At 69.7% G+C, this 20,495-nt stretch carries 19 protein-coding genes and 1 pseudogene; 8 read left to right on the top strand and 12 right to left on the bottom strand.

Features of this window, described 5'->3' with window-relative positions; genetic code table 11:
* Positions 1-32: 32 nt before the first annotated feature.
* From ACK8N7_RS36195 to ACK8N7_RS36175, 5 genes are all read right to left on the bottom strand, one after another.
* Entirely contained in the window at positions 33-1,070 is a 1,038-nt protein-coding gene (locus ACK8N7_RS36195) for a hydroxyacid dehydrogenase (RefSeq protein ID WP_500445931.1), read from the bottom strand.
* 11 nt (positions 1,071-1,081) lie between these two features.
* Positions 1,082-2,014, bottom strand: coding sequence for a carbohydrate ABC transporter permease (locus ACK8N7_RS36190; RefSeq protein ID WP_500445333.1), 933 nt, complete (start codon positions 2,012-2,014; stop codon positions 1,082-1,084).
* The gene (locus ACK8N7_RS36185) at positions 2,011-2,994 is read right to left on the bottom strand and encodes a carbohydrate ABC transporter permease (protein WP_403218101.1); all 984 of its coding nucleotides are present in this window, start codon (positions 2,992-2,994) and stop codon (positions 2,011-2,013) included. Before ACK8N7_RS36185 ends, ACK8N7_RS36190 begins: the two co-directional genes overlap by 4 nt.
* Before the next feature lie 111 nt (positions 2,995-3,105).
* Positions 3,106-4,413, bottom strand: coding sequence for an ABC transporter substrate-binding protein (locus tag ACK8N7_RS36180; protein WP_403218102.1), 1,308 nt, complete (start codon positions 4,411-4,413; stop codon positions 3,106-3,108).
* A gap of 216 nt (positions 4,414-4,629) precedes the next feature.
* On the bottom strand, positions 4,630-5,733 hold the full coding sequence (locus ACK8N7_RS36175; protein ID WP_500445330.1) for a substrate-binding domain-containing protein: 1,104 nt from the start codon (positions 5,731-5,733) through the stop codon (positions 4,630-4,632).
* Between the two features lie 357 nt (positions 5,734-6,090).
* Here ACK8N7_RS36175 and ACK8N7_RS36170 point away from each other — a divergent pair, with 357 nt between their 5' ends.
* Together ACK8N7_RS36170 and ACK8N7_RS36165 are read left to right on the top strand one after the other, a co-directional pair.
* Entirely contained in the window at positions 6,091-8,499 is a 2,409-nt protein-coding gene (locus tag ACK8N7_RS36170; protein WP_500445328.1) for a polysaccharide lyase 8 family protein, read from the top strand.
* 65 nt (positions 8,500-8,564) lie between these two features.
* A complete protein-coding gene (locus tag ACK8N7_RS36165; RefSeq protein ID WP_403218105.1) occupies positions 8,565-9,074 on the top strand; it encodes a DinB family protein in 510 nt (169 codons plus the stop codon).
* A 174-nt stretch (positions 9,075-9,248) separates the two neighbouring features.
* Here the strand turns inward: ACK8N7_RS36165 and ACK8N7_RS36160 are convergent, their stop codons facing one another.
* Positions 9,249-9,473 carry a DinB family protein gene (locus tag ACK8N7_RS36160; RefSeq protein ID WP_403218106.1) on the bottom strand — a complete coding sequence of 75 codons (225 nt, stop codon included), beginning with the start codon at positions 9,471-9,473 and terminating at the stop codon, positions 9,249-9,251.
* Positions 9,474-9,848: 375 nt separating this feature from the next.
* The gene (locus tag ACK8N7_RS36155; protein WP_500445326.1) at positions 9,849-10,451 is read right to left on the bottom strand and encodes a S1 RNA-binding domain-containing protein; all 603 of its coding nucleotides are present in this window, start codon (positions 10,449-10,451) and stop codon (positions 9,849-9,851) included.
* Positions 10,452-10,918: 467 nt separating this feature from the next.
* On the opposite strand from ACK8N7_RS36155, the gene ACK8N7_RS36150 reads away from it, so the two are divergent.
* Entirely contained in the window at positions 10,919-11,380 is a 462-nt protein-coding gene (locus tag ACK8N7_RS36150; protein ID WP_500445324.1) for a DUF6896 domain-containing protein, read from the top strand.
* On the opposite strand, the pseudogene ACK8N7_RS36145 reads toward ACK8N7_RS36150, so the two are convergent.
* Together ACK8N7_RS36145 and ACK8N7_RS36140 are read right to left on the bottom strand one after the other, a co-directional pair.
* A pseudogene (locus tag ACK8N7_RS36145) lies at positions 11,337-11,486 on the bottom strand (transposase); the annotation flags it as partial. The gene ACK8N7_RS36150 and the pseudogene ACK8N7_RS36145 sit on opposite strands and share 44 nt — an antisense overlap.
* A 73-nt stretch (positions 11,487-11,559) precedes the next feature.
* Positions 11,560-11,778, bottom strand: coding sequence for a hypothetical protein (locus ACK8N7_RS36140; RefSeq protein ID WP_403218109.1), 219 nt, complete (start codon positions 11,776-11,778; stop codon positions 11,560-11,562).
* Positions 11,779-12,126: 348 nt separating this feature from the next.
* On the opposite strand from ACK8N7_RS36140, the gene ACK8N7_RS36135 reads away from it, so the two are divergent.
* From ACK8N7_RS36135 to ACK8N7_RS36115, 5 genes are all read left to right on the top strand, one after another.
* Positions 12,127-12,567, top strand: a complete 441-nt coding sequence (locus ACK8N7_RS36135) for a hypothetical protein (protein WP_403218110.1) — start codon at positions 12,127-12,129, stop codon at positions 12,565-12,567.
* A 307-nt stretch (positions 12,568-12,874) separates the two neighbouring features.
* Positions 12,875-13,597, top strand: a complete 723-nt coding sequence (locus ACK8N7_RS36130) for a VOC family protein (RefSeq protein WP_500445322.1) — start codon at positions 12,875-12,877, stop codon at positions 13,595-13,597.
* Positions 13,598-13,797: 200 nt separating this feature from the next.
* Positions 13,798-14,232 carry a DUF2267 domain-containing protein gene (locus ACK8N7_RS36125; protein WP_500445321.1) on the top strand — a complete coding sequence of 145 codons (435 nt, stop codon included), beginning with the start codon at positions 13,798-13,800 and terminating at the stop codon, positions 14,230-14,232.
* Between the two features lie 544 nt (positions 14,233-14,776).
* Positions 14,777-15,031 carry a hypothetical protein gene (locus ACK8N7_RS36120; RefSeq protein ID WP_500445319.1) on the top strand — a complete coding sequence of 85 codons (255 nt, stop codon included), beginning with the start codon at positions 14,777-14,779 and terminating at the stop codon, positions 15,029-15,031.
* Positions 15,028-17,037 carry an ABC transporter ATP-binding protein gene (locus ACK8N7_RS36115; protein ID WP_500445317.1) on the top strand — a complete coding sequence of 670 codons (2,010 nt, stop codon included), beginning with the start codon at positions 15,028-15,030 and terminating at the stop codon, positions 17,035-17,037. The genes ACK8N7_RS36120 and ACK8N7_RS36115 overlap by 4 nt, the downstream gene beginning before the upstream one ends.
* A 107-nt stretch (positions 17,038-17,144) precedes the next feature.
* Here ACK8N7_RS36115 and ACK8N7_RS36110 read toward each other — a convergent pair whose 3' ends face one another.
* The 3 genes from ACK8N7_RS36110 to ACK8N7_RS36100 form a co-directional block, all read right to left on the bottom strand.
* Positions 17,145-18,404 carry a DUF6357 family protein gene (locus tag ACK8N7_RS36110; RefSeq protein WP_500445929.1) on the bottom strand — a complete coding sequence of 420 codons (1,260 nt, stop codon included), beginning with the start codon at positions 18,402-18,404 and terminating at the stop codon, positions 17,145-17,147.
* 124 nt (positions 18,405-18,528) lie between these two features.
* Complete coding sequence (locus tag ACK8N7_RS36105; protein ID WP_403218114.1) at positions 18,529-18,861, bottom strand: hypothetical protein; 333 nt, start codon at positions 18,859-18,861, stop codon at positions 18,529-18,531.
* Between the two features lie 24 nt (positions 18,862-18,885).
* Positions 18,886-19,980 carry an IS630 family transposase gene (locus tag ACK8N7_RS36100; protein WP_500445315.1) on the bottom strand — a complete coding sequence of 365 codons (1,095 nt, stop codon included), beginning with the start codon at positions 19,978-19,980 and terminating at the stop codon, positions 18,886-18,888.
* Positions 19,981-20,495 lie beyond the last annotated feature (515 nt).

Here is a 20,495-nt window from a genome sequence, read left to right as displayed (position 1 = left end):
GCGGTGCTGGGGATGGTGGCAGGGGTACGGGGTCACGCCTGCTGGTGCAGGGTGCGGGGGTCCACGGCGTGGGCGAACGGCAGCCCGTGGGCGTACCGTTCGAGCTCGTCGACCGCGGCGTCGGCCAGCCGGTGGAGCTCGCCGCCCTGGGAGCCGGCGATGTGCGGGGTGAGCAGGACGTTCGGCAGGTCGTACAACGGCGAGTCGGCGGGCAGCACTTCGGGTTCCGTATGGTCGAGTACGGCGTCGATCCGGCCGCTGACCAGCTCCTCGACCAGCGCGTCGGTGTCGACCAGCGAACCGCGTGCCGTGTTGACGAGCGTCGCGCCGTCCCGCATGAGGGCGAGGCGTCCGGCGTCGAACAGGTGGCGCGTCTGCGGGAGTTCGGGGGCATGGATGGAGACCACGTCGCTCTGCGCGACGAGCGCGTCCAGCGGGGTCAGCTCCGCGCCGAGGGCCTGTGCGCTCTCCTCGTCCAGGTACGGGTCGTGTACGAGGACGCGCAGGTCGAAGGGGCGCAGCAGTTCGGCGACGCGGCGGCCGATGCGGGAGGCGCCGACGAGGCCGACCGTGCGGTGGTAGTTGCCGATACCCGGGAACTCCGCGAGCAGGTTGACCCGGGTCCGTGTCTCCCGGTAGACGCGGGCGCTCCCCAGGACGTGCTTGTTGGCGAAGAGGATCGCCGCGACCGTGTACTCGGCGACCGGGAGGGCGTTTGCCGTGGCAGCCGTGGAGACGGTGATGCCACGGTCCCAGACCTCCTGGGTGATGTGGTGCTTGACGGAGCCCGCCGCGTGCACGACGGTCCGCAGCCGGGGCATGGCGCTCAGGGCGGCCGCGTCCAGGGGCGGGCAGCCCCAGCCGGTGAAGAGGGCCTCGGTGTCCCGCAGTGCGGCGCGCTGGGCGGGGTCGTCGGCGCCGAAATCGGTGACGAGCAGGGCGGGTTGCACGTCCGCGACCCGGGCGAGACGCTCCAGGGCCGCCGGGAGGAGGATCGCGTCGCGGGTCTCCCCGCTCATCGCCAGGACGGTACGGGGGCGGGTGCGGGTGCGGGGCCGGCTGGACGACATGGCGGGGCGGCTCACTTGACGGCTCCTGCGGTGAGGCCCGAGCGCCAGAAGCGCTGCAGGCAGAGGAAGGCGACGATCAGCGGGACGACGGCCACCAGGGAGCCGATGATGACCAGGGGGTAGAGCTCCGGCTGCTGGTAGACGTTCTGGTTCCACATGAACAGGCCCAGGTTGACGGGGTAGAGCCGCTCGTCGTTGAGCATCATCAGCGCGCCGTAGAAGTTGTTCCAGTTGGCGGTGAAGGAGAACAGGAAGATGGTCACGAAGCCGGGGGCGAGCATCGGCAGGGCCACCTTGGTGAAGGTCCTGAGCTCCCCCGCCCCGTCGACCCGGGCCGCTTCCAGGACCTCGCCCGGTACGTACCCCTCGGAGAAGACGCGGGCCAGGTAGACGCCGAACGGGTTGACGAGGCTGGGGATCAGCACGGCCCAGTAGGTGTCGACGAGGCCGAGCTGCGAGGCCATCAGGTACAGCGGGAGCTGGACGACGGTGGAGGGGATCAGGACGCCGACGAGGACGACGCCGAACAGCTTCTCCTTGCCCCGGAAGGCGTACTTGTCGAAGGCGTAGCCGCAGGCGACGGAGACCAGGGTGGAGAGGACGGCCGCGACCAGGGTGTAGAGGAGGCTGTTGAGCAGCCAGCGGCCGTACAGCCCGTCGTTGTACGCGAACAGGGCGTCCAGGTTGGACAGGAGGTGGAAGTCGCCGAGGCTGAAGGGGTTGGTGGCGAACAGGTCCCGGTAGTTCTTGGTTGCCGCGATGAGCAGCCAGGTCAGCGGCATGAGGGTGTAGACGGCGACGACGGCGAGTACGGCGTTGACCGCGACCTTCGAGGTGAGCCCCTGGGTACGCCGGGGGCGCGGGCTCGGTGACGGCCGGCGTCGGGTCCTGGTGCGGGGCTCGGGGGCGGGCGGTGCGTCGGGGGTGGCTGTCTGGGTGCTCATGAGGCCTTCCACCGGTTGCCGAGCTTGGTGACGACGAAGGACAGCAGGCCGGCGACGAGGGCGAGCAGCAGGGAGCTCGCGGCGGCCAGGCCGTAGTCGTGGCCCTTGAAGGCCGCGGTGTAGATGAACATGGTCGGCGACCAGTCCTCGCCCATGGTGTTGGCGCGGAGCTGCACGAGCTTGGGGGCGTCGAAGAGCTGGATGGCGCCGACGCAGGTGAAGAGGAGGGTCAGGACGACGGTCGGCCGGATCATGGGGACCTTGACCTGGAGGGCGGTGCGCAGGGCGCCCGATCCGTCGACGGTGGCGGCCTCCAGGACCTCGCGCGGGACCGCCTGGAGCCCCGCGTAGAAGATGATCATGTTGTAGCCGGTCCACTGCCAGGCGGAGATGTTGACGACCGAGTAGATCGCCTCGTCCTGGCCGAAGAAGTTCCAGTTCGCGCCTAGCGCGTCGAGTACGTCGGTGATCGGGCTGAGGCCCGGTGTGTACAGGTAGAGCCAGATGAGCGAGGCGATCAGGCCCGGCACCGCGTGCGGCAGGAAGTAGGCGATCTGGAAGAAGCGGCGGGCCCGGGCCATGGCCGAGTCGACGAGCAGGGCGAGGACGAGCGCGCCGCCGACCATGGCGGGGATGTAGAGCACGCAGTAGAACGCGATGTGCCCGAACGAGCGGAGGAACGCCTCGTTGGTGAGGGCCTCGGTGAAGTTGCCGGATCCGGCGAAGACGCGCTCGGTGCCGCCGAAGCCGAGGCCGGAGGACTCCTCGCGGAAGAGGCTCATCCAGGCGGCGTAGAACATCGGCAGGACGGTGACGGCGGTGAAGAGGGCGAAGAACGGCACCATGAACAGGGTCACAGCCCGGCGCTGTCCGCGCCGCGCGCCCGGGCCGCCGGGGCTCTTCGGTGCGGCGGGGCCGTCCGAGGGCGATGCGGCCCGGGGTGGTGGGGTCTTGGCCGGCCGGGTGAGTGGGGCTGCCACCTGGTGCTCCTTCGGCAGGATTGGGCGGGAGGGGAGGGGGCGCCGGGGCGGGGCGGTGGGGTCCGTTCGTCTCGTGGACTCCGTTGCGCGCCCCGCCGGTCGGGCGGCGGACTACTGGGCGAGCTTCAGGCCGCGGTCCGTGACCGCGCTCTCGCCCTTCGTCTGTCCGGCGCTCAGCATCTTGGTGTGGTCTCCCCCTGCGGCCATCTGCGCCGAGGTGACCTGCTGCTGGACCGGGCCCCAGGTCCAGCCGGGCACGATGGTGCCGGCCGCCTCACCGGCGAGCTTGTAGACGTCCTGGTCGCCGAAGTAGGAGCTGTCGAACTCCTTGGCGGCCGCGGCCCGCATTCCCTCGTTGGCGGGCAGGGCGCTGCTGGGGGTCTTGAGGGAGCTGAGGCGGGCCTTCATGGCCTGGGGGTCGGTGGTGACCCACTTGATGAACTCGGCGGCCGCTCCGGTGTGCTCGCTGCCCTTGGGGACGATGTAGGAGGTGCCGCCGTACATGCCGGTGCTCGGCTTGCCGTCCCAGGTCGGGAGCGGGGCTATGCCCCACTTGCCCTTGCTGTCGGGGTAGCTGACGGGGAAGTTTCCCGCGCTCCAGGCGGCGCCGATGATGGTGGCGACCTTGCCGGTGGCGCGCTCCTTGGTCTCGCCCTCTCCCCAGAGCGGGGTCTTGGAGGCGAGGCCGTCCTTGAGGAGGCCGTCCCAGTACGCGGCGACCTTCTGCGACGCCGGTTCGTCGATGTTCACCTTCCAGGCGTCGTCCCTCGTGCCGTACCACTGGGCACCCGCTTGCCAGGCGAGACCGGACAGCAGGGCCGGGTCGCCGCCGCCGAAGTTGGTGATGGTGAGGTCCGGGTCGCCCCGGTGGATCTTCTCCGCGGCCTTCCGGTAATCCGCCCAGGTCTTGGGGACCTCGACGTCGTACTTCTGGAAGAGGTCCTTGCGGTAGTAGAGCTGGATGGGCGTCACGTCGAAGGGGACGGCCCAGGTGGAGCCGCCGAGGTTGACCAGGGACTGCACGGCCTCGGGGAACTCCTTCTTCACCAGCTCGCCGGAGCCGGCGGTGAGGTCCTCCAGGTTGCCCTCGCTGGCGTACTCGGGGAGGGCGGAGTAGTCCATGGTGGCGACGTCGGGGGCGTTGCCGCCCTTGACGGCGTTGGAGAGCTTGGTGACGCCTTCGGGGCCCGCCGGGACGAGCGAGAACTTCACCTTGATGTCGGGGTGGGTCCTGTTGAAGGCCTCGGCCGTCTCCTTGGCGCCCGCGGTGGCCGACCAGAAGGTGAGCGTGACGGGCTTGCCGTCGCCGGGGCCCGACGCTTCCGGGCCCGAGCCGCCACCGCAGGCGGCGGTGAGCAGGGCCAGTGAGGCGGCGGAGGCTGCGAGGGCGAGGCGGGTGGTGCGGTTCGTACAAGGCATGGGCCGGCTCCTACGGGACCTCGAACTGCGGGAGATGAGGCGAACGGCACACATCATTTTGCGCAGAACCGATCACAGTCAAGAGCAAATGACCAATTCAATCGAATCGATCACAAGACCGGTATGCGGACGGGTCGCCCGCGCGACGCGTCGAGGCATGCGAAAAGCCGTACCCACAGGGCCTGTTGACCCGGGGTACGGCTGGGGCGCGTCAGGTCAGGCGTCGGCGACGGCAGCGGCCCCGCAGGAGACCCGGACCCGCAACGCGGGCAGGATGTCGAGATGGCGGCGGGCGGCGGGCCCCTCGTCGGGCACGCCCAGCCGGGCGAGCAGCAGCCTCGCGGCCGCCGCGCCGACCGCGTGCTTGTCGGGCGCGACGGCGGTGAGCGGCATGTCGGCCAGGCTCGCGACCTCGTCGTCGTACGCGATCACCGCGAGGTCCTCCGGCACCCGCACGCCCCGGGCCTGGAGGCGCGGGATGAGCACGATCGCGTCCGCGTCGCTGTGCACGATCGCGGCGGTGACGTTGCCGCTCGCCACCCCCTCGCAGAGGTACTCCAGCGTCCGCTCGAAACGATCGGTCTCCGAGCGGGACGGCGCGCCCTCCAGGGGGGAGGCGGCGACCGGGCTCAACCCCAGCGCCGCGACGGCGGCCGCGTAACCGGCCTTGAGCCGGGGGGCGGTGGGGCTCTCCTGCACGGCGAGCGCGATGGACCGGTGGCCGAGGCCGGCCAGGTGCGCGACCGCCTCCGCGGCGCCGTGGGCGTGGTCGGAGCGGACCCGGTCCAGGCCCGCCGCCGGGTGGCCGAGCGGGGCCCAGCGCTCCACCAGGACGACCGGGGTCTTCTGCTCGGCCGCCCACAGCCCCTCGCCCTGCTCCGGGTGGCCGCGCTCCCAGCTGGGGGTCAGGAGGAGGCCGTCGGCGCCGGTGGAGAGCAGGCGGCGGGCCTGGGCCGCGTCCTCGTCGGGGAGGTACCGGGAGAGCCCGATGGTCAGGCGCGCACCGGCGGCCTCGACCGTCTCCCGGGCGCCGCGCACCACGTCCGCGTAGTAGTACTCCGTGGTCGGGACGACCATGCCCACCACCAGCCCCTCGGCGGAGGGTACGGCGGCGGGCGCCGGGCGGGAGGCGCCGGAGGGCCAGACGACCGCCCCGTGCAGCCGCTCCACCAGCCCCTGGGCCGCGAGCGTCTCGACGTCCCTGCGCAGGGTGACCGCGGACATGCCGAGCTCCTCGGCGAGTTCGGCGACGCGGAGGCTGCCTCGCTCGCGGACGAGCTGGAGCACCCGCTCGTGGCGCTGGTCGACGTGGAGTCGCATGGATCCCCCTGGTCTCGGAGACGGCTGTGGCTGTGGGGCGGGCGGCACGGGGCGGGTGCCCGTGATGGATCCGTCGGCACCCCTCAACCATATCGATCACATCCGCTCGAAACGATCCCACCGGCAGCTTTGCCTCTGCCGTGGGGAACCGTGCCGATTAGCCCGAGGAAGCGACATACACCCCCGCTGAACCGATCAATACGATCAATACGGCCAAAGTTATTGAGCGGGTCGCCGGACGGCTGTTAGAAAGTGCCTGCCCGCTCAGAACAGTCGGATCCAGGGCTCCGGTCAGCGCCCGGCGCGCCGGTTCCGCCGGTTCCGCCGGAAACGAGACACCCGACCCGGAGCTCACCCATGACATCTGCCTGGTCCCGCCGCACGTTCCTCGCCACCTCCGCCGTGCTCACCGCCGCAGGCGGCAGCGCACTCGTCCTGGCCGCGCCCCGCGCCACCGCTGCCGACGACGATCCGTACGCCGCTCTGCGTGCCACGTGGAGCGCCCTGATCCTCGGCGAGGGGTTCAGTCCGACCGCCGAACCCTTCAAGAGCCGGCTGGCGACGCTCGGGGCCCAGGCCCGGCAGTGGCTGGACACCATGGCTCCGGCGAACGGGGCGCTGTGGCCGGATGCCGTGTACGCGGACCCCGACCCGGACACCGATACCGAGTCGTACGGCTTCTCCGCGAAGATGGCCGACAGCTTCATCCGGCTGAACACGATGGCCCAGGCCTACCGGCAGCAGGGCACCGGGCTGACCGGGAACACCGGACTGCGCGACGCGATCGTCACCGGCCTCGAACACCTCAACAGCCAGGTCTACAAGGCCGGTCAGACACGGTACGGGAACTGGTACAGCTGGCAGATCGGCGCGCCCCAGGCCCTGCTGGACGTGTGCGTGCTGATGTTCGACGCCCTGACCCCGGCACAGCTCGGGCGCTACTGCGCCGCCGTCGACCACTTCGTCCCCGACTCCGCCGTCGCCTCGTACACCGGCACGAGCACCGGGGCGAACCGGGTCGACCTGTGCCGGGTGCTGGCCCTGCGCGGGGTCGTCGGAGGGACGGCAGCCAAGGTCGCGCTGGCCCGGGACGCCCTCTCCCCCGTCTTCCCGCTGGTCACCAAGGGCGACGGCCTCTACGCCGACGGCTCGTTCATCCAGCACACCACCGTGCCCTACACCGGCAGCTACGGCTCGGTGATGCTCGGCGGGCTCGGGCTGCTGTTCGCGCTGCTCAAGGGCACCACGTGGGAGGTGACCGACCCGAAGCGGCAGGTGGTGTTCGACGCGGTGGAGAACGCCTGGGCGCCCTTCCTCTACAACGGGCTCGTCATGGACTCCGTCGCGGGCCGCGCCATCAGCCGCGGCGAGGTCGACGACCACCGGCGTGGCCATCCCATCCTGGCCTCCATCGCCTTGCTCGGCCGGGGCGCGTCCGCCGCCGAGAACGCCCGGTGGCGGGCGCTCGTGAAGGGCTGGGCCCAGCGCGACTACTACAGCCCGCCGCTGAGCAACCCCTCCCTCGGCCTCACGGCCCTGGCCCGCCTCAAGTCCGTACTGGACGACACCTCGCTCACCCCGGTCCCCGAACCGGAGGGCCACCGCCTCTTCCCCGACATGGCACGGGCCACCCACCGCCGCCCCGGCTGGGCCGCCGCCCTGAGCATGGCCGACCGGCGGATCACGTACTACGAGACCGGCAACGGCGAGAACCTGCGCGGCTGGCACACCGGGTCGGGGATGCTCTACTGGTGGGGCGACACCTTCGCCAACGGCCAGTACAGCGACGCGTTCTGGCCCACCGTCGACCCGTACCGGCTCCCCGGCACCACGGCCTCACGCAAGCCGCTGGCCGACGGGGCGGGCGGCGACTGGGGCGCGGCGCTGCCCGATGTGAACTGGGTCGGCGGGGTCACGGACAAGAAGCGGGCAGCCGTGGGGCAGTACCTCAAGGGGCTGTCCAGCACGCTGCTGGCGAAGAAGTCGTGGTTCTTCCTCGACGACACCGTGGTCTGTCTGGGCGCCGGTATCCGCTGCCAGGACGGGGTGGCGGTGGAGACCACGGTCGACAACCGCAACCTGGGGCCGGTCGGCAACACGCCCTTCACCGTCGACGGCTCGGTGAAGCCCGTCACCCGCCCGTGGTCGGCGACCCTCACGGACGCCTCCTGGGCCTACCTGGGCGGGCACGGCGGCTATGTCTTCCCGGGCGGGGCGACGGTCAAGGCGCTGCGCGAGAACCGGTCCGGGCGGTGGCGCGACATCAACACCGGAGGCTCCACGGACACGGTGACGCGCACCTATCTCACCCTCTGGGTCGACCACGGACAGAACCCGGCGGATGCCTCGTACGACTACCAGCTGCTGCCCGGAGCCTCCGAGCAGCGGACCGCCGCCCGGGCCGCCGACACCGGCTGGCTGCGCGTGCTCGCCAACACCGATGACCAGCAAGGGGTGTCGGTCCCCTCGCTCGGGCTGACCGCCGTCAACTTCTGGTTCGGCGGGAGCGTCGGGCCGCTCGACGCGGACGCCCCCTGTTCCGTCATGGTCACCGAGCACGCCGACGGCACGGCCACCCTCTGCGTCAGCGACCCCATGCGGATGCGGACGAGCCTGACCCTCACCTGGAACAGGGCCGTCGCCTCCGTCGCCTCGAAGCCGTCGACCGTGACATCGGCGACCACGGGGGCCTCCCTGCGCCTGGTGTTCGGCGATCTCTCCGGTACGCGCGGGGCGACGCAGACCGTGAAGGTGCGCCTGGCCTGAGCGCCGGGCCGGGGAGGCCGGGGATACTGACCGCCGACAGGACGGACGGAACGAGGGAAGCAGCCATGACAGATGACCACCGGGTGGGGCCCCCTTCCTTCGGGAGCGAGCGCGAGACCCTGCGGGCGTTCCTCGACTACCACCGGGCGACCCTGGCCATGAAGTGCGAGGGGCTGACGGACGAGCAACTGCGCGAGAAGTCGATGGAGCCGTCGGCCCTGTCGCTGCTCGCCCTGGTCCGGCACATGGCGGAGGTGGAACGGGCCTGGTTCCGCCGGACCTTCGAGGACGGCGACGCCCCGATGGTCTGGTCGGAGAAGGCCGACTTCCAGGCGGCGTACGACGCGAGCGCGTCGACCCGGGCGGAGGCGTTCACCGCATGGGAGGCGGAGGTCGCGACCTCGCGGCGCATCGAGCGGGAGGCCGGCTCCCTGGACCTGGCGGGCTACCAGCCCCGGTGGGGCGAGGAGGTCTCGCTGCGGATGGTCATGGCGCATGTCCTTCTGGAGTACGGCCGGCACAACGGGCACGCGGACCTGCTGCGTGAAGGGGTGGACGGGACGGTGGGCGCCTGACCCTGCGCAGTGCGGTTGCGGGCCAGGTCGGCAGGGTTCCGGAGCCCCGTCGACGCCGGGAGGCGGCGCACGGGAGAGTTCCGCTTGGCGAAACTGCCGATGCCGACCGCCGCCATGTGGTGGTTCGTGCCTCCGTCGGCGACCACGAAGGACGACGCCATGCCGCACATACCGTCATCGCAGATGCCACAGGCAGGATGAGCGCTGCCCCACGATGGCCAGATACCTCCGGCGGGGCGGCCTGGGTCCGTCGGCCGTGCGGGGCAGGTCGCCGTATATCTCCCGGACGACCGGCAGGGCTGCTCTCGCGATGTCGGGCTCCAGGTTGCTGTCGTGGCCGAGGGCGGTCGCGAGGTCCCAGCCGTGCACGAGCAGTTCGACAAGGAGTTGCTCGACCACGCGACGGCCGGGGGCGGGTCGTCAGCCGGGGAAGCAGGATCTACGTCCAGGCAGAGCCGTTCACCGCGTGGGGCGTGTTCGACCTCAGCAACTGATACCCAGCGCGGGAAAGACCATCTCGGCCCGGTCGCCGGCCAATCCGACGGGCACTCCCGCAACGAGCTTGCCGCGGCGCGTCTCATTCGAGGCCGGGCAGTAAGTGACGTACTTGCGCCAAGACGTCGGGCGACCTGATCACGGCTTCGAAGTCGACCTCTCCCGGGCCGATGTCTGCCATCCCCCGCAAGGTACGCACCGCGCGTACCGCTTCGGGCGGTCTCGTCGCCGATCTCGTCGTAGGACCAGGCGAGGGAGTCGTCGCGGGAGCCGGAGGAGTTATCGGTGATCGGATGATCTTTGTCGTCGGGAGAGAACCAGCCTTCGTCGCTCCCGGTCGGTCTCAGTGACGACGACCGTGACCTCGTCGCCGGCCTGGACGACATCTGACGGCCTTTCCACGAGCGTCGATGTGAGTTCTCGCAGGTGGACCAGTCCCTCGATCCGGTCGGTGACCTGGACGAAGGCGCCGAACGGGAACAGCTTGGTGACCCGTCCGTGCAGTTTCTGCCCCACGGCAGTGCGGTCGGCGAATGCTTGGAAGGGGTCCGGCTGCATCGCCCGCAAGAACAGTCTGGCCTCCAGGTTCCATGTGTCGAACTGGAGGAACTCGGCTGAGACGCGCTGTCCGAGCTGCGCAACGTCGAAGGCGGATTCGATGCGCCGCCATGAGAGTTCGGGGATCGTGATGAATCCGACGCCAGGGAAGACCAGGTGGTCGGGGCCGTCGTCAAGCGCCACGAACACGCCGAACCGTTCGATCGCGGCGACGGTGCCGGAAAGGGTCTCCCCGTAGTGCAGTGATTCCAGGAACGTCCAGAGTTCTGGGTTCTCGGATGGTCCGCCGATCGTGCTCCCAGCCTTGCACATGGAGCTGCGCACCCGACGCGCCACTGCGATACGAAGCTCCTCAGCGCCCCTGAGCTTCTACAGGGTCATGCCCACCCTCAATTGCCCCCGGAGCTTGCGCAGTACGGGGCTCCGGGGACAGACGGCCGGCAAGGTCATGTTCGGATCGACCACGATCCATCCGCGCTGACCGCCCCTGCGCCATCTCGACGAACCACCAGGTTGCGGCTACTACGCACGCCCATAGCAGGGCACTCAGCGCAGCCGCCGGCCACGGCGTCCCTCTGTGCCACCACTCCACGACCGCCAGCACAGCCCAGGCCACCAGCAGTACACACGCCACCCTGAACCGCCGATGCTTGAACATACGCGTCCGGATACCCAGGGCAGTGCCGAGCACACCAAGGACCCACTTGCTGATCGTTTCAGAATGCCGTCCTGCGGAAACGCCGGCGGCCCATGGAACAATCCCTTCAGCCACGGACTCAGGGGGACGCGCTATGGAAGGGGTTGGGGCCGCACGAGACCTCGTGCTCGGTTACGTCCACGCCCTGAACGCGATTGACGACGCTATGAGGGTGGCGATCCCCTCGCTCGAGCGATTGGCAGTTTTCCTCGGACCGGCCCGTTCGCGCAGGATCAGCCGGAGTGGGCACGTCGGCACCTACTCCTACAAGGTTCATGGGGCAGGGTGCCTCTTCGAGAGAGACAACGGCACCGAGGTCGATGTGGACTTCGCAGCCGACGGGAGCGAAGTCTTCGACCTCTGGCGGCTGCGCCGGTACGGGCTGAGCCTGCCGACGCCTCTTGACGTCACGGATGAGGACATTCGGTCCGCGGTGCGGTCGCTGCAACCGCCTCTGACTGAGGTGCGACCGGGGTGGTTCAGCGTAGCCGCCCAATCGCTCAGGTCGGGGCCCGAATCTGCGGGACCGCGTCGGTCAGAGGCAGGAGCCGGGTGATCTCGTGCCGGTTCCCGCCGGTGAGCGTGACGGCGAGCGAGGTTCCGTGACGGTCGACGATCAGGTGGTGCTTGGAGCCAGGACGGGCGCGGTCGACGGGTGTGGGATCCGTAGGTGCGCGGTGCCGCGGAGAAGCTTGGCCTGCGGCACCGCGGACCGGGCGGGGCGGGGCGGGAAGGTTACTTAGCCGCGTCCAGAGCGGCCAGGGCCTGCGCCCACCCGACATACTTCAGCCCGGCGAGGTCGGCGACGGTCTTGATGCCGAACGCCTCCTTGAGCAGGTCGCCCTGCCGGTCCGAGACCCCCTTGAGAGCAGACACCGGCGCCGACAGCACCTCGGGCAGGCTCTTGTCCGCCCACGCCTTGTCCAACACCTTGTCCAGGTCGATCGAAGCCACGGTTGTTCCCCTCCTCATGCCGCGCTCCCGCGGAGCGCGCGAATGTCCGCCAGGGCAGGGCGGACTTCTGCCCCGCCAGGGCGTAATCTACAAACATGTAGAGCATAGAAGAAGGAGACGTCCGTGGATGCACGGACGGGAGATTGAACGGGAAACTCTGTGCCTCGGTCTGCTTCGAGGCCGAGTGCACCGATTGATCCCCGGCTTCCGTACTTCCGGCCGAGAGTCTCTGGTCGTCGCAGCGGAAGAAGGGCTGTGTCCGGTGCTCTACGCCGCTATGCGTACCGGAGGACGGTCAGCCGTGGACCTGGTGCGCGGGGCGGCGGCCGAAGAGGCTAGTTTGCTCGGATGAGCCTTCTCGATGATGTGGCCGAGCGCGATGGCTGGCGATGCTGGGTGTGCGACGAACCGGTCGACCCCGACAAGTCGGTGAACGACCCGCAGGGGCCAAGTGTGGACAGCCGGACCGCCGACCGGAAAGCCAAGGTTGCCGAGCGGCTCGCGCACCGCGGGTGCAACACCCGCAAGGGTGCGGTCAAGGTGGTCATCGCCTGGCCGGACCGCCCGTACGTGGTCGAACCCGCGCCGCTGATCACTGTCGCCGCCCGACTGGAGCGCAAGGGGGGCCGTGAGATGGTGGGCCGCTGCCCGACAAGGCAGGACGCCCAAGAAGCGGCGAATTGGCTGGTGGACCGGTTCTCCCGACTGGTACCGGGGCTGCCGGTGACCGCCGACATCGAGCCGGGCGGCGGCCAGTTCCTCGTCATCCTTGCCACCGGCCGCCGCTGACTCGGTCGCCTGGAAGCCCAGAGCGCGCATGCCTGGCAAGGCGTAGCCTTCGTCCTCGTCCCACGGGACATCGAGGTCGTCCATGTGCACGGGCGACCCCGCTCCCGGCAGAGCGCGGCGCAACTCCGCAGTGGCCAGACACCCTCCGCCCCGGACGGAGGGCACTGTCACCGCTGTTCTGGATGGGCCCCGGGCTCCCCCCGTGACGGAAACTCGGATGCGGGTGCCGCACAGCGGCCCTAGGCTGCGCCCGCGGGGAGGACCAGGCGCCGCCTGGACCGTCAGCGGATCGGAGATGCACCGGGGTATGACCAGTCAACTATCCGCGATCTGCTTCAATGCGACCCGGCCGTCGGTCCTGGCGCGGTTCTGGTCCGGGCTCCTGGACTGGGAGTTGGCCGACGGTCCGGGCGACGGCATCGCGATCATGCCCCCTGGCACCGCCGGGTTCCGCATCCACTTCCTGCCGAGCCAAGAGCCGAAGATCGGTCGGAACCGGGCCCACTTCGACCTGACGAGCAACTCCGCGGAGCATCAGCAGCAGACCGTGGCCAGGGCGCTGAAACTCGGCGGGAAACACATCGACGTGGGACAGCTCCCGGAAGAGGGGCATGTGGTGCTCGCCGATCCGGACGGCAACGAATTCTGCGTCATCGAGGCGGGGAACAAGTTCCTCGCCGAGACCGGCTTCATCGGAGCACTGGCCTGCGACGGTACCCAGGAGGTCGGTTACTTCTGGAGCGAGGTGCTGCGGTGGCCGCTGGTCTGGGACCAGGACCAGGAGACCGCGATCCAGTCACCGGACGGCGGCACGAAGGTCACGTGGGGTGGTCCTCCGGTGGCGCCCAAAGTTGGCACGAACAGGCTGTGCTTCGAGCTGGCGCTGCCCACCGGCGCCGACTGGAAGGCCGAGGTGGACCGTCTCATCTCGCTCGGCGCCACGCGCACCGACACCGGCGAGGGCAACGGCAGCCGGGCGATGATGCTCGACCCCGACGGCAACGAGTTCGCCGTACAGGTTCTCCGATAACGGCGCTGTCGTCGGGTGGTTGCCTGCGGCGGAGGTCCCAGGAATCGTCTCCGCGCCGTGGAGTCAAGCTGTCCCTCGCGGTGATCCGACCGGCACCGCCCAGAACCGCCGATAGCCGCCGGGGGGTGTAAGGCGGCGTTCTTGGAGCACAAGCAAGCGGAAACCATCACCGCAGTACGACGAGAAGGGCCGCCGCCTCCATGATTCCTGAGCTTCGGACCATCGCCACCCCGAAGGCCATGACGTTCATCGGGCTCCTGGAGAAGATCAGGTACGAGGGCGCCTACCCGACCCGGGAACGCGCCGAGGAGGCCCTGAGCGCCGTCCTGGGCGGACTCGGGGCACTGATCACCGGCGAAGAGCGGGTCGCGTTCGCTGCCGCGCTCCCCCGCGAAGCCGCCAAGGCGTTCACCCGTGGGGCCCCCGGCGGCGCCCCCGTCCCCGCGGCCGGCTTCGTGGACGTTCTGGCAGCACGGACCGGCGGCACAGCTGCCACCGCCCGGTGGGACGCAGGCACGGTGCTGGCCGCGGTCGGCTCACTGATGGACCCGGCCCTCGTAGCCCGCATCGTCGACCGCCTCCCGACCGGCTACGCCCTGCTGTTCGGCCGTGCGCAGCTCACCGCGGCAGCCTGAGCGCACCAGGCACTGCCCGGCGGATCATGTGACCACCGCGGCCTCGGGTCGTTGGCGTGCATGGGACCGCCGCCGCGCTCGGTGAACGGGAAATAAACGCATCACGATGCCCCTCCCCCGGTTCGCAGGCAATCGGCCCCGCACTGGACGGCCGTTGCCCCTGAGGTGCCGGTTTACTCGCAGCCGCAGTGATCGTTGAACCCGGCCTCGGCGCGTCAGCGTCGTAAGTGCCCGGCACGCTCGGTACCGCCCACCTCGCCGGCGAGGAATCAGCCTCTGCTCGCCTGGGACGGCATCGCCGCGCCCGGACGGCCCGAAGACTCCCCTGGCGTGGAGGGCGACGGGCGGCTGCGGGGATACGACCGACGGCGTTTCGGCCAAGTACCCGCCCACCGGACGGTGTTGTGCGGCAAGGGTCGTTGTATCGCTCAGCACCCGGTAGCCGCACAGAACAAGGGTTCGAGATTCGGCCGAAAAGCGCGCTGTCGCGGAGCCGGTGGGCTCGTTGAACACGGCAATCCTCCACCGTCCGGAAGGAGCGACGTTGAGGCTCACCGGCTCACGCCGCAGCAACTGCCCGAGCACGAAGGACACACCGACGCGGCAAGGAGGCGGGCTGAGCCGGGACCAGGCTCATGTGCGCCATGAAGGCCGTCGCACCCTGCTCCGCTCCACCTTCCTCGCCGTCACCCTGCCGAGCGTGGACGCTCTCGCCCTGTCCACCGGCCGGCGGGCCGATGGGCGAATGGAGGCCGGTGCGGCCGCCGTGCAGCTCGGCCCGGGGGTGGGGCTCTCATGAGCGACTCCCCTCTCGATGGCACACCATCCAATTCCCACGATTCCCACGTCTCTGCTTCCGAGACCCTGCTGTTCGGCGGCGAGCTGGCCTACGACACGGGCTGGAGCCAGCATCACGACTCCTGGTTGAAGCTCAGCCTGAAGACGATGGCCCTTTCCCTGCCCCGGCAGGTCGCAGTCGCCATCCGGCTCGCGCACCAGGCCGATCGGCGGGCTCTGTACACGGTCGCGGCCAGCGAGGTCGGGCGTGGTCTCGGGCAGGCGGCTTCCCTGGTGACGGTGAACGCCTTGCTCATAGAGCTTCTCGCCCCTGGGGCCATCGAGGAGCGGCTGCGCTCGGCCCTGCCTTCGATGGTCGCGGTGGGGCTGCTCGCGGTGGTCGGGGCGGTGCTGGCCTCGGTGTCGGCCGCAGCCACCGGGATCCTGGAGCCGAAGACGCAGAGGGTGGCGACCGAGCGGTACCTGGCCCTGGTGGCGCGGGTGGAGATGGAGGCGGTCGAGGACGACGCCTTCCACCGGCTGATGGACTCCGCGCAGTACGGTGCGGACTCGGCCCGGCGGATGCTGGTGTACTGCGCGGCGGTCGTCACCGCCGCGATCTCGCTGGTCGCCGCGGGTGGTGTGCTGGCCGTGCTGCACTGGGCGTTGCTGCCGCTGCTGGCCGCGATGGCGGCGCCCCGGGCGTGGAGCGCGCTGTCGATGGCGCGGCACCGGTATGTGAGCTGGCACCGGTTCGTGCAGCATGTGCGCGCCTCGCAGCTGATCAGCCGCCTGCTGATCGACCAGCAGGCCGCCGGTGAGGTCCGTGTCCACGACGTCGGGCCGTTCCTGCTGAAGCACTTCCGGGGTATGGCTCAGACCAGCGAGCGGGAGCAGACCCGGCTGGCGAAGATCGGGGTACGTATCACCCTCGGCGCCGACGCCGCCGCCGGGCTGGCGACGCTGACGACGTACACGGTGCTGGGGCTGCTGCTGTGGCAGGGACAGATGGCGCTCGCCGTCGCCGGCACGGCCGTGCTGGCGATCCGTACGGGCTCGGCGAGCATCACGGATCTCGTGGTGCGCGTCACCGACGTCCAGGGCGAGGCCTTGTTCGTCGCCGACCTGGAGACGCTGTGCGACGAGGCTGCGCGGCGCGCTATCCCGACAGGCGGGCGGGACCTTCCGGAGACGGTGGAGGAGATCCGCTTCGAGAAGGTCACCTTCACCTATCCGGGTGCCGAAGTCCCCTCGCTGCACGAGGTGGATCTGGTCATCCCGCGCGGCCGGACGGTGGCCCTGGTGGGTCGCAACGGTTCGGGCAAGTCGACCCTGGTCAAGCTGTTGTGCGGGCTGCGGCTCCCGGACAGCGGCCAGATTCTGTGGGGTGGGGTGGGCACGGCCGAGGCCGATCGCGCCCAGGTCTTCGACCGCGTGGCGATGGTCGCCCAGGACTTCTACCGGTGGCCCTTCACCGCCCGGGTGAACATCGGGGCCGGGCGGCCCGCCGCGCCGATGGACGACGCGGCCATCGGACCGGCCGCTGTCTACGCCGGTGCCGACGAGGTCGTCAAGGGCCTGCCCCGGGGCCTGGACACGCTGCTCGCGCGCGGATACAAGGGCGGGCAGGAGATCTCCGGCGGGCAGTGGCAGAAAGTGGGTCTGGCCCGTGCGCGGCACCGCCAGGGTCAGGTGCTGATCGTCGACGAGCCGACCAGCGCCCTTGACCCGGCCGCTGAGCAGCGGGTCTTCGACCAGATCCACCGGCTGTCCGAAGCCGGGCAGACCACCGTCCTGATCACCCACCGCCTGCACAGCGTCCGTGACGCCGACTGCATCTACGTCCTGGACGAGGGCCGGGTCGTCGAGCACGGCACCTTCGCTGAGCTCATGGACCCGGCGACCGGGGCCGGTGCGTTCCGGGACGCGTACGAGCTGCAGGCCCGCCAGTTCCGCACTCCGTCGGTGCCGGGACAGACCGGCCCCAACAGCACCAGCGTCCGGGCGGAGGGGACGGCGGCCTCTTGAGCCAGACCCCGAGCCAAGCTCATCCGCCGGGAAGGCCGTGTCACTGCGTGGCCACCGCGACTTCACCTGTTTCGCTGCCGCTGCCGCTGTCGTCGGCCGCAGCGTCGTCATCGTCCTCGAGCCCGACGCGCGCGCTCGAACTCAGCGGCGTCCGATATCCAGGAGCCGTGCTGTTCGAGGGCGGCGCAGCCTCCGCGGACGAAGACGCTCACCAGCTTCCGGTACCCGCCGATCCCATCGACCAGGCTGTACTCGACCCGGTACTCCGGATCCGACCCGCCTCGGCCCTCACGCACCGTCGTGACCCGGGCGATGGAGTCCGCGTAGAAGTGGAGCTGGATCCCCTCACCCATCTCCTCGTCCTCGATGGTGAACACTTCGTTGTCCCCGGCAGAGCGATCGCCGACGAACTCCCAGAACTCCACGGTGGCAGTGCGGGGACCGCCCTTGAGCCACTTCTTCTCGACGCCCTTGTCGTCGGTGAACGACAGAATCGTCTTCCTCGCGCTCTCGCCGAATTCGGCGTGGTCGCCGGCAGCCTCCTCGTCGTCCTCCATGGGCGTGCTCTTGGAGCGGTCCGCGGCCTCCGAGCACATCAGGATGCTCACGGTACGTACCGCGTCATCGACGAGCCCAGGGTGTGCACGGCGCACGGCCCCGTCGACCGCCGTCGCCATCAGATCCCAGTCGCGCTTGTCAGTGGCGCGCTTTCCCCGTCGCGGATCGCGGCCGATCCGCATCCCGGCGCACGCCTGCTCCGCGGCGGCGATCACACACATGACCTCGGGCAGCAGCGCGGGGTCGACAGCACCGGGCATCCGCCTCGGAACCGTCGCGCCGTGCAGGTACTGGCCTGTGTACTTCAGAATCGCGGCGTCGAGCGGACCGAGTACCGTTCCGCGCTCGGCGCGACGGCGGTTCGCGTGGTACTCCTGAGCTCGTTTCCCGTTGGACGTCTCTGTCGCCGCGCGCATCGCCGCGCAGACCTCACCGCGCTCGAGCAGATCGATGTCAGCCCCATGGGCGATGAGCCGGCCCCTGTCCCACCGGATGCTTCGGAAGAACGCGTCGACGTCCGCGGGCGCGGAGAGGAGGATCGGGTCCAGGAGCGCGACGGCAGCGGTCTCGTCGAGGCTGCCCCTGGTTCCGGCGGCGTCGCACAGCGGAAGGACCGCACTCCACAGCAGCAGGTGCCTCGCCAGATCCTCCCGGATCACCGCCAGATGGGCTTCCCCGATCGGGAACGTGAACGTGCGAGGATCATGGTTGGCGTCGGCCCCGGCACCGAGCGTCAGTTTCAGCTCACCGTCCTCGCGGATCACGTTGGGGATCCAGCCGCTCTGGCGCGTGAAAACGATGTCTCTCATGGACTCAGTCTCCCCCATCGGACGACACCGGTGGGTCCTGCCTGCACCGACCTGCACCTGATCTGACCGGCCGCTTTCGTGTACACCCCTGCCGCCCGGAGCGAGCAGGCTCGTCATGGTCGAGTCAGACGTTGTGCAGGCCTACTCGTAGGCGTCGGGCGAGATGGTGCTGGGGCGGACAACTCCTGCGGCCGCGGAACCACTGGAGGTTGTCCATGCCGCCCGGGCGGTACGGGGCCGCGGTCTCGATGTCGTCCATGTGCATGTGCATGTCCATGTGCAACTGCGTCGCTCGGGGTGCGCAGCGTGTGGTGGAGCATCCGTTGGTGAGGACCAGGACGCTCGCCGCCTCGACCTCTGCCGAGCGGTTACGCAGGGCCCGCTCCAGCACCTCGACCACCACCTCGTGGGGCAGCGCGACAGGCGCGAACGTCGCGAACGTCGCCTGATGCGGCACTAGTGTCTCGTGATTCTGTTCATGTCAGTTCGAGTTGTTATTGACGAGTTTCTTCACGTTGGTCGCGACGAGTCTGACCTTCGCGAGGACCTCGCCGGCGGTCGCGGTCCAGGTGAACGGTTTCGCGCTTTCGTTCCAGGAGTTGATGTAGTCGCGGATCTGTTTGATCAGGACGTTGACGCTGGAGAAGGTGCCGCGGCGGATGGACTGCCGGGTCAGGATTCCGAACCAGATCTCGATCTGGTTCAGCCACGAGGAGCCGACGGGAGTGAAATGGAAGTGGACGTGCGGGTTCGTGGCCAGCCACTCCTTGACCTCCGGAGTGGTGTGCGTCGAGAGGTTGTCCAGGACGACATGGATGTCCTTCCCGGCGTGTGGTCTGACGGCCTTCTTCAAGAAGGCCAGGAAGTCCTGGCCGTTCCGGGTCGGCCTGCACTCGCCGAGCACTTCGCCGGTGGTCACGTTCAGGGCGGCGAACAGGTTCGTGGTGCCGTGCCGGACGTAGTCGGCGGTGCGTTTCTCGCTCGCCTCGAAGGCGACCGGCAGCACCGGCTGGGTCCGGTCCAGTGCCTGGATCTGCGTCTTTTCGTCGATCGAGAGGACCACGGCGCCACCCGGTGGGGCGAGGTAGAGGCCGATCACGTCGGCGACCCTCTCCGCGAACGCGGGGTCCTTCGAGATCTTGAAGGTGCCGTTCCGGTGCGGCTTGAGATGCTCCTCGCGCCAGATTCGCGCGATGTAGTGCCAGGACACGGAGATGCCCTCGGTCCGCTTCAGATATTTCGCCAACTCGCGTGTGGACCAGTGCGAAAGCCCCGTGCCATCCGGCGGCGTCATGCGGGTCAGCGCGATCACGCGGGCCCGTACCCGTGCCGGCACCTGTTCCCGGGCTCCGCCGGGCCGGTCGCCTTCCAGCCCGGCCAGTCCGACTTCGGCATAACGCCGCTTCCAGCGGTCCACTGTCGGCAGCGATACGCCAAGCAGCGCGGCGATGTCCTTGCGTCGACGGCCTTCGCTCGACCACAGCACGATCCGGCCCCGCGTCGCCATGTCGGCGGGCACGTCCCGGCTGTTCACCAACTCCCGCAACTCGGCGGCCTGTTCCACGGAGAGCTCCACACCAAACAACCCTGCCACACAAGATCAAGTAACGCTGACGGAATCACGAGACACTAGATGCGGACTGCGCTGTCACCACCTGGCTTCTGCGGTCCTGAGTTCAGGAGAGCCCAGTCGGCTTGTTTCATGTCCCGGGACAGGGACGTCCCAGCAGGTCAGAAGCGCGCCTATCCCCACATTCACGAAGCAACCGGGATCTGGTTGTAAGAGGCGGCTCATCTGCCCAAAATCGCCTCCGCCAGCAGCGCGGATCCCGATCTCTTCCGAGCACGGGCTCCGCCCCGGTGTTCAGGCCACGGCCGCATGGCTGCCCCGGCCGGCGCACTGGTCCCTCTCGGCCGTCATGGCCAACCGAAAGTATGGAGAAGACATGCGAGTCCCAACCGCCGGCACCGTAGCGGCCGCAACCGCCGCTCTGCGCACTCGCAATCGCACCAGCAACCGCCCAGCAGGAGGCCCCTGCACCGTCACGCGTACTGCCGTGCACGAACACCGCTCACCTCCCGACCAGCGAT

The sequence above is a fragment of the Streptomyces griseobrunneus genome, from assembly GCF_046713465.1.
In the GTDB taxonomy this organism is placed as follows: domain Bacteria; phylum Actinomycetota; class Actinomycetes; order Streptomycetales; family Streptomycetaceae; genus Streptomyces; species Streptomyces microflavus.
The sequence above is the reverse complement of the archived record's forward strand: the minus strand, read 5'-3'. Positions and strand labels throughout refer to the sequence as shown.